General features: G+C 37.6%; 13 protein-coding genes. 9 read left to right on the plus strand and 4 right to left on the minus strand.

Features of this window, described 5'->3' with window-relative positions:
• The first annotated feature begins 109 nt into the window (after positions 1–109).
• The 4 genes from B3394_RS15880 (at position 110) to B3394_RS15895 (ending at position 2,562) form a co-directional block, all read left to right on the plus strand.
• A complete protein-coding gene (locus B3394_RS15880) occupies positions 110–337 on the plus strand; it encodes a helix-turn-helix domain-containing protein (RefSeq protein ID WP_273246975.1) in 228 nt (75 codons plus the stop codon).
• 415 nt (positions 338–752) lie between these two features.
• Positions 753–1,304 carry a hypothetical protein gene (locus B3394_RS15885; RefSeq protein ID WP_286926952.1) on the plus strand — a complete coding sequence of 184 codons (552 nt, stop codon included), beginning with the start codon at positions 753–755 and terminating at the stop codon, positions 1,302–1,304.
• A 62-nt stretch (positions 1,305–1,366) separates the two neighbouring features.
• Positions 1,367–2,251: a carboxypeptidase-like regulatory domain-containing protein gene (locus B3394_RS15890; protein ID WP_286926954.1), complete on the plus strand. Its 885-nt coding sequence runs from the start codon at positions 1,367–1,369 to the stop codon at positions 2,249–2,251.
• A gap of 44 nt (positions 2,252–2,295) precedes the next feature.
• Positions 2,296–2,562 carry a hypothetical protein gene (locus B3394_RS15895; RefSeq protein WP_286926956.1) on the plus strand — a complete coding sequence of 89 codons (267 nt, stop codon included), beginning with the start codon at positions 2,296–2,298 and terminating at the stop codon, positions 2,560–2,562.
• 35 nt (positions 2,563–2,597) lie between these two features.
• Here B3394_RS15895 and B3394_RS15900 read toward each other — a convergent pair whose 3' ends face one another.
• The gene (locus B3394_RS15900; RefSeq protein ID WP_177734537.1) at positions 2,598–3,773 is read right to left on the minus strand and encodes a proline dehydrogenase family protein; all 1,176 of its coding nucleotides are present in this window, start codon (positions 3,771–3,773) and stop codon (positions 2,598–2,600) included.
• 97 nt (positions 3,774–3,870) lie between these two features.
• Between B3394_RS15900 and aroB the strand changes: the two genes are divergently transcribed.
• From aroB to B3394_RS15925, 5 genes are all read left to right on the plus strand, one after another.
• Positions 3,871–4,938 (plus strand): 3-dehydroquinate synthase, encoded by a 1,068-nt coding sequence (gene aroB / locus B3394_RS15905; RefSeq protein ID WP_286926959.1) that lies wholly within the window; start codon positions 3,871–3,873, stop codon positions 4,936–4,938.
• A gap of 302 nt (positions 4,939–5,240) precedes the next feature.
• Positions 5,241–6,647 carry an arginine decarboxylase gene (locus B3394_RS15910; protein ID WP_177734539.1) on the plus strand — a complete coding sequence of 469 codons (1,407 nt, stop codon included), beginning with the start codon at positions 5,241–5,243 and terminating at the stop codon, positions 6,645–6,647.
• Between the two features lie 61 nt (positions 6,648–6,708).
• Complete coding sequence (locus B3394_RS15915) at positions 6,709–7,680, plus strand: deoxyhypusine synthase family protein (RefSeq protein ID WP_177734540.1); 972 nt, start codon at positions 6,709–6,711, stop codon at positions 7,678–7,680.
• A 99-nt stretch (positions 7,681–7,779) separates the two neighbouring features.
• Positions 7,780–8,217: a DNA primase gene (locus tag B3394_RS15920; RefSeq protein ID WP_177734541.1), complete on the plus strand. Its 438-nt coding sequence runs from the start codon at positions 7,780–7,782 to the stop codon at positions 8,215–8,217.
• Between the two features lie 126 nt (positions 8,218–8,343).
• Complete coding sequence (locus tag B3394_RS15925) at positions 8,344–9,213, plus strand: tetratricopeptide repeat protein (RefSeq protein ID WP_286926963.1); 870 nt, start codon at positions 8,344–8,346, stop codon at positions 9,211–9,213.
• Between the two features lie 77 nt (positions 9,214–9,290).
• On the opposite strand, the gene B3394_RS15930 is transcribed toward B3394_RS15925, so the two are convergent.
• The 3 genes from B3394_RS15930 to B3394_RS15940 all read right to left on the minus strand — a co-directional run bounded on the left by B3394_RS15930 (position 9,291) and on the right by B3394_RS15940 (position 13,522).
• On the minus strand, positions 9,291–11,318 hold the full coding sequence (locus tag B3394_RS15930) for a hypothetical protein (protein WP_286926965.1): 2,028 nt from the start codon (positions 11,316–11,318) through the stop codon (positions 9,291–9,293).
• A gap of 59 nt (positions 11,319–11,377) precedes the next feature.
• A complete protein-coding gene (gene fabG / locus B3394_RS15935; RefSeq protein ID WP_177734544.1) occupies positions 11,378–12,124 on the minus strand; it encodes a 3-oxoacyl-[acyl-carrier-protein] reductase in 747 nt (248 codons plus the stop codon).
• 75 nt (positions 12,125–12,199) lie between these two features.
• The gene (locus tag B3394_RS15940; RefSeq protein WP_286926967.1) at positions 12,200–13,522 is read right to left on the minus strand and encodes a Na+/H+ antiporter NhaC family protein; all 1,323 of its coding nucleotides are present in this window, start codon (positions 13,520–13,522) and stop codon (positions 12,200–12,202) included.
• Positions 13,523–13,535: the final 13 nt, after the last annotated feature.

A 13,535-nucleotide genomic window follows, 5' to 3' on the forward strand; every position in this document is an offset into this window, starting at 1 on the left:
AAATAATACCTATTTGGTATAAAATAAATTAGAATATTATTTATATTTTGATATTTTCTTTATATTGCTGTTTCCCCGCCACCATTTATTTTAAATAAAAACGATTATTATGGTTAACAGGGTACTGCTTAAAATCCGGCTGTTGCGACTTGAAAAAAAGTATTCGCAGGAATATATTGCTTTGCGGATGAATATTTCACAAAGCTATTACGGACGCATTGAAAATGGAAAAACCACACTTTCCATAAAACGATTGTTACAGTTGCTCGTTATATTAGAAACCGATTGTGCTGCCTTTTTTAATGACCTTGAGGAAGTGAATATATTTGAGGTTTGATACCTGAAAAAATGCTATTTAAAAGCCATACACTGAGTGGCTTTTTTGGTTTTATTGACAACGAAATACAGTATAATCTGACTCTATATACGCAATTATACTCAAAATAAGAATTATTGTTATTTTGGCATCCGGATGTTCCAGAATTATACTTTATTTACCACACAATTATTTTTCAAAAACGTAAAAATCAACGTAAAACAAGGCATGCAGTATTTTTATTAAGGTTGACCTTAATTTTTAAAGAACTACTAAACGGATGGATTTTTTGAACTACAATTACTTCTGAATCCAATATAGAAATGTTAGCAGATCCATGAAAATTGAAGTTGACAGGGCGGTATCGTAACCATAAAAAGTACCTGAAATTATCGTCCTTAATGGCAGCAATCTGCAAAGGGAAGTTTTAGCTATTATGAAAAATTTATTTTTAAAAGTAGCACTATTGCTGTTTTTATTAAGTGCAGGCCTATTTTTAGGCAATGAAAAAAATGAAGTAGCGGTTATAAAAAATAAGACTACTGATTTTTTAGACAATTACTACCCAAACAGGTATAACCTGGGAAAATCTCTTGAAACTACGGTCAATAAACAAACGCTTATTATTTCAGAAATTTTAAATGAATCCGGCAAAAGTATTTCCGGCTATATTGTTACCAGTAAAGATTATCAGGAACTTTTATACTTTGCTGATTATAAAAGAGAATTATTTGAAATCGTATGCTATGATTTTATACAGCATGCTACTGATCTGATTAATTTTACAACAAACAATCACTTTGAATCATTTGTCAAAACTGACTTAATTAACGAAATTGAAAAGGGAAATTCATCCCCAGCTACCGCAATGAAATTTTGGGGAACATCCTGTGGTCCTCCTTTTTCACTTGAGGAAAATTCCTGTTACAGAAACTGTTGTTACTATGTATTATGGGTCAATACCGGTTGTGATGTTGTTGGATGCTAATCCAATATTTGATATTCGAAGTTTGAGGTTTGATTTATTGTGGGTACCAACTTTAACCTAATATGATGAAAAAACATATCCTATTTCTATTCCTGTTTATGTTTACCGCAATACAATTGCATTCCCAAAAGATACTGGTTATTGACTCCTTAACCCAAAAACCAATTCCGTATATAACTGTCCGGTACAATAAAAATGACGGAACCTATACCGATGAAAAAGGATATTTTACCGTAAATAATAAATCCAATGATAGCGTAATGCTATCCCATATTGCTTATAACAATTATTCGATTAAAGCAGCTCTCATAAAGGACACCATGATGATGTCGCCAAAAACAAAGCCGCTACATGAAATAATAATTACAAACGCCAATAGTGTCAAACATATTGATTTTTTGAAAAAGAGCTTTAATCACGGTAGTTTTCCAATATCCTCACGGGTAGAACTGGTCACTTTAATAATTCCAGGTACTGAAAACGCGAATGCAATGATAACCAAACTGGAATTGCGTTTTGAAAAAAAACGCTTTGAAAAAACAGAAAAAGACATCAAAACGTTGTTCCGGATTAATTTATATACGGTGCAGCAGGAGCAGATTCATGATAAAATATTTACCAGCGCCGTTTATAACCGTAATTCTTTAAAGCAGGAAAAAGTTGAACTTGATCTGACAGATTCCGATATTCAACTACCGGAAAACGGGCTGTTTATTGGTATTGAAGTAATCGGCGATGTTGCTGTAAATGGAACTTTAACAGCCAATAACAATTCCGTAAGACCTCTATTAACCGATAAGGCAACAAACGATTATACCGCCAAAACCTTTTTAAGATACACTTTTGACGGAAGAAAAAAGCTCCAGCCCTTAAATACCGTATTGGAGAACAATGTTGATCCCAAAACAAAACGAAACCTTTCTTTTGGACTAACGCTCACTAAGTAAATCAAGGATTAAAAACACAATCATAAACCGTAAAAAACTAAAATATGAGAACATTTATATTCATCGCAAGCATCGTGTGTTGCCTGTATTTTTCAGCTTTAATTTTATACAGCTATACCGACACAACGATCCAGGCAGTAACTATTTTAGGAGAAATCATCACCATTCCTTTACTTATTGCCAACCAGGCTGTTCTAATCGTAGCTGCTCTAAAATGGATTGCCGTTGATAAACTCGTCTTTAAGTCGACTTACCTGTTTTCCTTTTTACTGTCGGTTAGCAGTAGCCTATTGCTTATTCTTGCGGATTGAAATATAAAAAAAGCCTCCAATTGGAGGCTTTTTTTTTAATTATCTTCTATTTTTCGACGTTGTCTTTCTGTTTTCAGTAAGGTTAACTCTCTGCTGGTTTGTCCGGCCACAGAAGTGTTTTCTTCTGCACGACGGATTAAGTACGGCATCACATCACGAACCGGTCCGAATGGTAAATATTTCGATACGTTATAGTCGTTTGCAGCAAGGTTATAACTGATGTTATCACTCATACCGTATAACTGTCCGAAATAAACGCGGCTGTCATGTTTCGGGATATTGTGCTCCTCCATTAACTGCATCAGGCGGTACGAACTGTTTTCGTTATGCGTTCCGGCAAAGATCGCCATTGTATCGATATGCTCGATCATGTACTGGATTGCGCTGTCATAATTAATGTCGGTTGCCTCTTTAGAAGCACAGATCGGGGTTTTATAACCTTTCTCTTCTGCTCTTTTATGCTCTTTTTCCATATACGCCCCACGAACGATTTTCATACCGATATGGAAACCTTCCGCTTTTGCTTCCGCATGCAGTTTCTTTAAGTAATCCAAACGATCCCAACGGTACATTTGCAGCGTATTGTAAATAATTGCTTTTTCCTTGTTGTATTTGCGCATCATGTTTGCTACCAACTCATCTGCAGCATCCTGCATCCAGCTTTCTTCCCCGTCAATTAGCAATACAACATCTTTTTCATAAGCCGTTTTACACACTTTTTCAAAACGTGCCACTACTCTGTCCCACTCCTGTTGCTCATCGGCTGTCAGCGTTTGTTTTTCACCCAATTTCTCATACAGGTAAAAACGTCCCAATCCGGTTGGTTTAAACACTGCAAAAGGAATCGCCTGACGTTCTTTGGCAAATTCAATCGTTTTTAAGGTCATTTCCAAAGCGGCATCAAACTGAGCTTCGTCTTCTTTTCCTTCAACAGAATAGTCCAGTACCGAAGTCACACCTTTGGTAAACATTCTGTCCACCACTTTCAGACAGTCATCCTCACTCACTCCACCGCAAAAATGGTCAAATACCGTAGCCCGGATTAATCCTTCTACCGGTAGATGTGCCTTTAAAGCAAAATTGGTAACGGCTGTTCCTATTTTAACCAACGGTTCATTGTCGATCATTTTAAAAAGAAAATAAGCTCTGTCAAGCTCTGTATCGCTTTTAAGTGCAAAAGCAACCTGCGTATTGTTGAATATCTTTTCCATTAGTAGTATTGAAAATATACATGCAAATATAACTACAGTTTAAGAATATTTCATAAAAAATCACGAATTTTGCCGTTCGATTATCAATATTTCAGCGATGCACACAATACAAGCAAATGGTTATGCCATTCATTTTAACGAAAACAGTTATGAATATTTAACGGAAACCCTTTTAAAGGAGGTGTATTCCAAAATTTTTATAATAGTTGACAGTGAAACGGCTCAATATTGCCTGCCGGACTTTTTAGCCAATCTGGCTACAGAAGTACCTATTGAAATCATCGAATTTGATGCTGGAGAGGCTTTTAAGACCATCGAAACCTGTGTGGAGATCTGGCATGCCCTCACAGAACTGGGTGCCGACAGAAAAAGCATCATCCTGAATGTGGGCGGCGGTGTCGTAACCGACCTGGGCGGATTTGTTGCCTGTACCTATAAAAGAGGTGTCGATTTTATCAATGTCCCAACAACCCTGTTAGCCATGGTGGATGCTTCCGTGGGCGGTAAAAACGGTGTGGATCTGGGCAGTCTTAAAAACCAGGTGGGCGTTATCCAAAACCCGAAAGCGGTACTGGTCGATACCCATTTCCTGGAAACTTTACCCCAGACACAAATGCGTTCCGGACTGGCAGAAATGCTGAAACACGGTTTGATTCAGGATAAAAACTACTGGGAACAATTTAAAGACTTAAGCAGCTTGGATACAGATGATTTGAATAACTTAATTCATCAATCGGTTGCGATTAAAAATAATGTGGTAGCGCAGGATCCTACCGAAAAAGGCATCCGCAAAGCGTTGAATTTCGGGCATACTTTAGGACATGCCATTGAAAGTTATTTCCTGGAAAGCGACGACAAAACCACTTTATTACATGGCGAAGCAATTGCCGTTGGTATGATACTGGAAGCCTTTTTATCACTTGAAAAAGGTTTTATAAACACGGCAGCATACCAGGAAATCAAAGCAGTAATTTCCGATATTTACCCTGCTGTAGTGTTTACCGAAAACGATATAAATGCGATCCTGAATTTACTTATCCACGATAAGAAAAATGAGTTCGGCAGCGTTCGTTTTGTATTGCTAAACGGTATTGGTGATGTAAAAATCAATCAGGAGGTCGAAAACCCCTTGATTTACAAGGCTTTTGAAGATTATAAAAACTAATATTTTTTTAATAAAATTGTTTTTAAATACGCTGTAATATTTTTTACATTTGTCGCGATGAAAAACGGTCAAAATACACACATCCCTAACAATGGTAACACCAGAAAAAACAAGTCCTTGTCAAAAATGCAGCGGATTGTTTTTTCGATTAAAAGTGTTAGAAATTTTGATATTTTCCTTTTTACCAATCCCCTGCATGAAAAACTGCAGATAATGTACGCTAATATTAGAGTTTGAAAATCAGGTTGTATTACAAATACTGTCACAGAATTTATTAATATAACTTAACGATTTACACAAAAATGAACACTAAATATTACGACTTAATCAATCAGACATTCTATTTCCCGCAAGAGGAATTCACCTTAAATAAAGACAACCTTCAATTTCACAACATCGATTTGATGAAATTGGTAGAACAATACGGTACTCCTTTAAAATTTACCTACTTACCGCAGATTTCCAACAACATCAACAAAGCCAAAGGCTGGTTTAGAAAAGCGATGGAAAAACACAAGTATGAAGGGAAATACTACTATTGCTACTGTACTAAAAGTTCCCACTTTGAATTCATTATGAATGAAGCGTTTAAAAACAACATTCACATTGAAACTTCTTCGGCTTTCGACGTTAACATCGTAGAAAACCTTATGGAGCAAGGGAAAATCAACAAAAACACCTATGTTGTCTGCAACGGTTTTAAACGCGAACAATATATTGACAATATCGCCAAGCTGATCAACAACGGTCATGCGCGCACCATTCCGGTAATTGACAACTATGAAGAGTTGGATTTATTACAGGAAAAAATCAACGGAAAATTCAAAATCGGTATCCGTATTGCTGCGGAAGAAGAGCCGAAATTTGAGTTCTACACCTCCCGTTTAGGAATCGGTTATAAAAACATCGTTCCTTTTTACAGAAAACAAATTCAGGAAAACAAGAATGTGGAGCTAAAAATGTTACACTTCTTTATCAATACCGGAATTCGTGATACGGCCTATTACTGGAATGAGCTTTTAAAATGTATGAAGGTATATATCGCCCTGAAAAAAGAATGCCCTACTCTGGACAGTCTTAACATTGGCGGCGGTTTCCCTATTAAAAACTCACTGGCATTCGAATATGATTACGAATATATGATTAGTGAGATCTTAAACCAGATCAAAATTGCCTGTGATGATGCCGATGTTCCGGTACCACACATCTTTACCGAGTTCGGTTCTTTCACAGTAGGAGAATCCGGAGGAGCAATTTATCAGGTATTGTATCAGAAACAGCAAAACGACAGAGAGAAATGGAACATGATCGATTCGTCTTTCATTACCACTTTGCCGGATACCTGGGCAATCAACAAACGTTTTGTTATGATGGCCGTAAACCGCTGGAACGACACCTACGAAAGAGTACTCCTGGGCGGATTAACCTGCGACAGTGACGATTATTACAACTCGGAACAGCACATGAATGCCGTGTACCTGCCTAAATACAACAAAGAAAAACCATTATATATCGGTTTCTTTAATACCGGTGCATATCAGGAAACTATCGGCGGATTCGGCGGATTACACCACTGCCTGATTCCACAGCCGAAACACATTTTGATTGACCGTGACGAAAACGGTATCATTGCTACCGAAGTATTCTCGGAACAGCAAACTGCCGATGATGTATTGAAGATTTTAGGATACGAGAAAAAAGAAAAATAAATTCAGGAGGTTTATACGGTTACCCAAACCGGCAAACCCTAACTTTTAAATAATTTAAGTAATGAGTAAAGGACCAATCAGTCAGTTTATTGAAAAGTATTATTTACATTTCAACTCTGCCACAGTAGTTGATGCTGCTAAAGCATACGAGCAACAATTACAGAACGGTGCAAAAATGATGGTAACATTAGCAGGTGCGATGAGTACTGCTGAACTAGGAAAGATTTTTGCTGAAATGATCCGTCAGGATAAAGTTCAGATAATTTCTTGTACAGGAGCTAACCTTGAAGAAGATATCATGAATTTAGTAGCACACTCTCACTATGAGCGTGTACCAAACTACCGTGATTTAACACCACAGGATGAGTGGGATTTATTGGAAAAAGGATTAAACCGTGTAACCGATACCTGTATTCCGGAACATGAAGCTTTCCGTCGTTTGCAAAAACACATCCACAAGATCTGGAAAGATGCAGAAGATGCCGGTGAGCGTTATTTCCCGCATGAATTCATGTATAAAATGTTACTTTCAGGATGTTTGGAAGAATATTACGAAATTGACTTAAAAGACAGCTGGATGTATGCTGCAGCAGAAAAAAACCTGCCGATTGTTGTTCCGGGATGGGAAGACAGTACAATGGGTAACATTTTTGCTTCTTATGTAATCAAAGGCGAATTAAAAGCATCTACAATGAAGTCCGGTATTGAATACATGACTTTCCTGGCAGACTGGTATAGCAAAAACAGCAACAAAGGTGTTGGTTTCTTCCAGATTGGTGGTGGTATTGCAGGAGATTTCCCTATCTGTGTGGTTCCGATGCTGTATCAGGATATGGAAATGCACGATGTTCCTTTCTGGAGCTACTTCTGTCAGATTTCTGATTCTACAACAAGTTACGGATCCTATTCCGGAGCGGTTCCGAATGAGAAGATCACCTGGGGTAAACTAGACATCAATACGCCTAAATTTGTAATCGAATCTGACGCAACAATTGTAGCACCGCTAATTTTTGCTTACCTTTTAGATATGTAATTTTTTTTAATGTACAACCTAAAAAAATAGTCAATTTTATTTGAAAATAAAGTTTTAGGATATTACATTTGAATAACAACAAGCATTAAAAAACAACGAATGAAAAGAGTAATTGTAGATTACGCTAAATTAACGAATGAAATCTTAACCCTTTTGGTTGAGAGGTTCCCGGACGGATACGATGACTCCGACGTTATCCGTTTCAAAAACGCTAAAAATGAAACTGTTGAAGCAGTTGAAGTACGTACCGAAGATACTATCTACTTAGTAAAAGTAAGTACAAAACTGGCTGACAGAATCGAGAATTTCGACGAAGACGATGAAGATATCGCAACAGACGACGCTATTGACATCAAAGGACTTGACATTGAAGACGGTGATGACGAAGAAGTGAAAAAGCCCAAAGCACCAAAAGTGAAGAAAAACGCAGACGGTGACGATGATGAAGATGACGACGAAGAAGACGATGATTATGATGATGACGATGAAGATCGTGATTATGATGATGAAGACGAGGACGAAGAAGACGAAGATTAGCATTCATTCTACAAAAACCCATATAAAAAATCCCGATTAGTAATAGTCGGGATTTTTTATACCCACTTTACTCTCAGCCCAATCATAAACCCTATTATTTTCCAGAATAAAAATTTCAAAAGAGATATGACAAAATTTTTCACATTAATAAGCATTATCAGCTTTCACCTTTTATGCGGACAAACTTTGGAAGAAAAAATTGCAATCAAATCATGCGAATGCCTGGCTTCTAAATCAAAGTTAACAGAAGAAAACACCCGGGAATGTATCGTAACATCTACTACGACTGTCGTTTTTAGTGATTCGGATGCTAAAAACCGGGAACATTTCAATACCGTTGACGGGATTCAAAATCTGTTTCAAAAAATTACCGCAATTTTACCCAAAACCTGTGACAGCATTAAAAAAAGTAATAGTATCGAAAAAGAAAAACAATTCTACACTGCTTCAAAAAATGAAAAAGCACAAAACGCATACACCATTGCAGATGATATGATTGATTTACAAAAGTATGACGTAGCAATAGAATCATTATTGAATGCTATCAAAAACGACCCTAAATTCGTTATGGCTTATGACAACTTAGGACTTTGTTACAGACAGTTAAAGGATTACGACAAAGCGATCAGGTATTACAAAAAATCGCTGGAAATATATCCCGAAGGCACTTTTGCATTAATGAACATAGGTGTAGCTTATGGTTTTAAATCTGATTTTAAAAATGCGATAATTATTTATGAAAAATTAAAAAAATACCATCCTGATAATGCCGAAGGTTATTTTGGTGCCGGAAAAAATTATTTCTTGATTAATGATTATGAAAAAGCGCTTGATAATATTTTTACGGCACATCGCATCTATACGGAAGAAAAATCAGATTATGCCAAAGACACAGAACAATTGATAGGCATCTTTTATTCCAAACTAAAAAATGAAAACAAGGAAGATGTTTTTAAAAAAATAGCCGAAAAACACAATATAAAACTTAACGAATAAGTATTCGCAAAGCTTTAACGAATTATATTAAACAAAAATCCCGCTGCAATTGTAGCGGGATTTTTTACAAGATAGCATTACAGCAATCCGTTATATTTCCTGATAAACCATTCCAGTGCCAGAGTTAATCCCAGCAGGATCAGCAGTCCTTTCCAGTCAATTAACGGCGATTTGGTAATTACCGCTTTTTCAACCGGTATATATTCCGGGTTTTCCAGTAACATCCTGATCAAGGCATCTACCTGATCCGGGTAAAACACTTTTCCGTTAGTATTAGCCGCCAATTGGTTTAATCGGGCGGTATCTGGATTGACAAACTGTTTTTCAATTTCAAAATCCAGCACTTCAAATGTTCCGGCATAAGACGTTTTGGAACTGTTTTCCTTTACCACAAAACTATACTGCCCGGCTTCCAGTCCGTCGAGATTGACTTTATATTCATTATTCCCTTTCAGGAAATCATAATTCTTAACCGCATTCGTATTTTTATTCTTTAGCTGAATTGTCAGCTGTGCATTTTCGTCAAACTCATAGTTTTTATTAAAATACTGTCCGGTAATTTCAATGGTTTCCCCGGAATTGTAAAAACTTTCATGAGTAACCACCAGTGATTTTTTTAAAGCATTCGACGCCAGGAACTGTACCGTCTTATCCATAAAAATATCAAACTGTTCGAATGATTTGGTTTTTAAATGACTTTCCACGCGCCATTTCCAGATATTCTCTCCAAAAAGATACGCATTGCGCTTTACTCCGTTTTCAGTAAACACAAAAAGCGGACTTTCCGATTTAATGTTGCGGATTCTCGCCTGCAGCAAGGTATTGGCATTTCCGGTTACCGTTATCGTACCAAAAGGATGCTGCAACGGCGGGAACGATTCAAAGCCGATATTCTCTAAAGCAAACAAATTGAATTGCGTATTAAAGTCGGCAGCATAATCTTCCTTCTGTCCGCCCATTCGAAACTGAATCTGGGACTGGTATTGGTTCAGCAAATTGAAATCGGTATTCATTCCGGTAATCACCCAGCTGTTCATCTGCACATTTTTATTCAGGTCCAGGAGCTTTTTAAACTCTGCATTAGGCTGGTACAATATTAAAACGTTGTAATCTTTTAAATCACTGATTTCATTTGGATTAACAATCGTTACTTTACGTTGTTGATTAGCTTCAACAGCACGCTTGATCGCCCCTAAATCGGGATGGCTTACCGCCGAAACCAACGCAATTTCCGAACGCTGATCCATCACTTCAACCGCAAAGTTCTTAACGTTGTTGTACTGGTTCTTTTCTTTTTCGGCCGAGGTGATAACAGCTTTAAATTTCTGTACGCCTACTTTATCGGCATTCAGTAAAACAGAAACTACCTGTGCTTTTTTACCCGGACTGAAATTAACCTGTTGTTTGTAAACCGTTCCGTTTCCCTGCTGGATACTGAAAACTGCATTTACATTTTTGTTTCCGTTATATTGCAGAAATACTTCTACCGGAAATTTATTTTTTAAAAAAGCATACTTATTTACATTCAGCTGATTGATTTTTAAATCCAGGAAGGTCGTTGTATCCCCTAAAACCAACGGATAAACGGTAGTGTTTTGCTGAAAGCTGTATACATAATCGTTTCCGATGGTCTGATTACCATCCGTCAGCAATACAACCGGATATTGCTGGTTGCGGTAAAACTGTTTTAAGTTTTGGGCTACCTGGTCAATATGGGTTTGCTTTCCTTTAAAATCCAGCTTGCCATCAGCATTAAAACCGGCATCAAAAGTATATAACTGAACGTCGTATTTGTCTTTAAGCGCACTGTTCTCCCCTATCTTTTTAGCTAAAATCCGTGCCAGGCTGTCCTGTCTGAGCTCTTTAACCGATTGGGAATTGTCCACTATAACCGGCAAAGGCGTTTTAACATCCTGGTAGTTTTTCCGGGAGATGACCGGATTGATCAACAGCACAAAAATGGCAAACAGCGTTATAAAACGCAGCAAAGCCAAAAACAGATACACTTTCGTTCTGTTTCCGGCTTTGTATAAGTATTGATAAAACGCTAAACCAAAGGCTACAATAGCGGATAATATAAGTAATACAATCGTAGATGTAGTCATTCCTGTTTTAAGGTTTTAAATGGATGATTATAAAAGAGTTCTCTTAAATAAACAAACGTTTAGGTTAACATACCGCCGTCTACGTTTAACACCTGACCGGTAACGTAAGCGCTCAGATCTGACGATAAGAATACGCAGGCATTAGCCACATCTTCAGGAGTTCCGCCACGTTTCAACGGAATGTTCTCTCTCCATCCTTTAACTACATCTTCGTTTAATTTTGCTGTCATTTCCGTTTCAATAAATCCCGGTGCAATTACATTACAACGGATGTTACGGGAACCTAATTCAAGCGCCACCGATTTTGAAAAACCGATTACACCCGCTTTGGAAGCAGCATAGTTTGTCTGTCCGGCATTACCTTTAACACCCACAACAGAACTCATATTGATAATCGATCCCGCACGATTTTTAAGCATGATCTTCTGAACTGCTTTTGTCATGTTGAAAACCGATTTTAAGTTAACATCAATAACCGTATCGAAATCTTCTTCAGAAATACGCATTAAAAGGTTATCTTTTGTAATTCCGGCATTGTTAATTAAAATATCAACGTTTCCGAATTCGGCAATTACATTGTCTACTAACTGCTGTGCTTCGTTAAAATCCGCAGCATTCGACTGGTATCCTTTTGCTTTTACTCCTAAAGCTATTAATTCATTTTCTAAAGCTTTTGCCGCTTCTGCAGAAGAACTATAAGTAAAAGCTACATTTGCACCTTGTTTTGCAAATACTTCGGCAATTCCTCTTCCGATTCCTCTACTCGCTCCTGTGATGATTGCGGTTTTTCCTTCTAGTAATTTCATATTAAAAATTAAAGTTTGTTTATTTGAAATGAAAGACAAATATAACAATTCGGTTTTAATCCTTATCCTATTGTTTTAAACTTTAAAGAATTTATTGGTTAACCTGTCCCAATGACGGTTATTAATTGCAATCATCGTAAACAGAAACAGGAATACCACATACCAGGTATTCATGATCAGGTCGGTAAAATGGAGTTTCCCGCCCGCATAGTTCAGCAGCAGCAATACCTGCGCACCATACGGCAGTATGCCCTGTACAATACAGCAGAAAATATCCATCACAGTTGCCGTTTTACGGGAGCTCAAATGGTATTCGTCATTAATCTCCCTGGCGATATTCCCGGTAATCACTATCGACACCGTATTGTTCGCAATCGCAAGATTGGTAAAGCTCACCAAAGCACCAATTCCCATTTGTGCGGATCGCTTGCTTTTAATCCTGGCTTTTATTTTGTGCAGCACATAATCGATTCCGCCGGCTTTTGCCACCAATGCCGCCAAACCGCCGGTTAACATGGACAGCAGAAAGATATCGATCATGCTGATAAATCCTTCATATATTTTCTGTACGAAAACCAAAACCGAAAAATCATGACCAACCAATCCGATAAATCCGGCAGTCAATATCCCGATCAGTAAGGTTGCAAAAACGTTCACTCCCATCACCGCCAATCCGATCACTAAAAAATAGGGCAGTATCGTTATGAATTCATAATTTCCTTTGTTGATGGCAACGGCACTGGTTTCGGTTGTTAAACCGAGGTATAACAGGATAATTACCGTTATAATGGAAGCCGGCAAAGCAATAAACAGGTTCACTTTAAATTTATCCCGCATTTCACAACCCAAAGATTGCGTCGCCGCAATAGTGGTATCGGAAATAATCGACAGATTATCCCCCAGCATCGCACCGCCTAACAGCGAACCGCAGATTAACGGTAAGGAAGCACCGCTTTTATCGGCCAGGCTTACCGCTATGGGACCCAAAGCAACTATCGCTCCTACAGATGTTCCGGTAGCGGTAGATAAAAAGGAAGCCACCAGGAAAATTCCTAACGGGAAATATTCAATATTAATATTGTTGATTCCGAGGTTTACAATCGATTCCACCGCTCCCATTGCCTGCGTCACACTGGCAAAACCGCCCGCCAGCAGGTAAATAAGACACATGGTCATGATTTTACTGTCGCCACAGCCTTTAATTAAAGTATCAATCTTATCTTCTGTCGTATTTTTAAAAAAGATAAAGGCTGCAATAATCCCAATCACTACAGCTAACGGTGAAGGGAAAGCATAAAAATCATTCAGAATGATTCCGGCACCCAGAAAAGTAAAAATAAATACGAATAGTGGCAGCAAAGCTAAAGCATTGCCCTGTTTTTTAGATTTTTTCATCATCGATTGCTTATGA

The sequence above is a fragment of the Flavobacterium sp. UBA4197 genome, assembly GCF_002379575.1.
GTDB lineage: Bacteria > Bacteroidota > Bacteroidia > Flavobacteriales > Flavobacteriaceae > Flavobacterium > Flavobacterium inviolabile.

Excerpts from the sequence above, each read along its gene's own strand:
- B3394_RS15880 (WP_273246975.1), top strand. The coding sequence starts at position 110 with ATGGTTAACAGGGTACTGCTTAAAATCCGGCTGTTGCGACTTGAAAAA.
- B3394_RS15885 (WP_286926952.1), top strand. The coding sequence starts at position 753 with ATGAAAAATTTATTTTTAAAAGTAGCACTATTGCTGTTTTTATTAAGT.
- B3394_RS15890 (WP_286926954.1), top strand. The coding sequence starts at position 1,367 with ATGATGAAAAAACATATCCTATTTCTATTCCTGTTTATGTTTACCGCA.
- B3394_RS15895 (WP_286926956.1), top strand. The coding sequence starts at position 2,296 with ATGAGAACATTTATATTCATCGCAAGCATCGTGTGTTGCCTGTATTTT.
- B3394_RS15900 (WP_177734537.1), bottom strand. The coding sequence starts at position 3,773 with ATGGAAAAGATATTCAACAATACGCAGGTTGCTTTTGCACTTAAAAGC.
- aroB (WP_286926959.1), top strand. The coding sequence starts at position 3,871 with ATGCACACAATACAAGCAAATGGTTATGCCATTCATTTTAACGAAAAC.
- B3394_RS15910 (WP_177734539.1), top strand. The coding sequence starts at position 5,241 with ATGAACACTAAATATTACGACTTAATCAATCAGACATTCTATTTCCCG.
- B3394_RS15915 (WP_177734540.1), top strand. The coding sequence starts at position 6,709 with ATGAGTAAAGGACCAATCAGTCAGTTTATTGAAAAGTATTATTTACAT.
- B3394_RS15920 (WP_177734541.1), top strand. The coding sequence starts at position 7,780 with ATGAAAAGAGTAATTGTAGATTACGCTAAATTAACGAATGAAATCTTA.
- B3394_RS15925 (WP_286926963.1), top strand. The coding sequence starts at position 8,344 with ATGACAAAATTTTTCACATTAATAAGCATTATCAGCTTTCACCTTTTA.
- B3394_RS15930 (WP_286926965.1), bottom strand. The coding sequence starts at position 11,318 with ATGACTACATCTACGATTGTATTACTTATATTATCCGCTATTGTAGCC.
- fabG (WP_177734544.1), bottom strand. The coding sequence starts at position 12,124 with ATGAAATTACTAGAAGGAAAAACCGCAATCATCACAGGAGCGAGTAGA.
- B3394_RS15940 (WP_286926967.1), bottom strand. The coding sequence starts at position 13,522 with ATGATGAAAAAATCTAAAAAACAGGGCAATGCTTTAGCTTTGCTGCCA.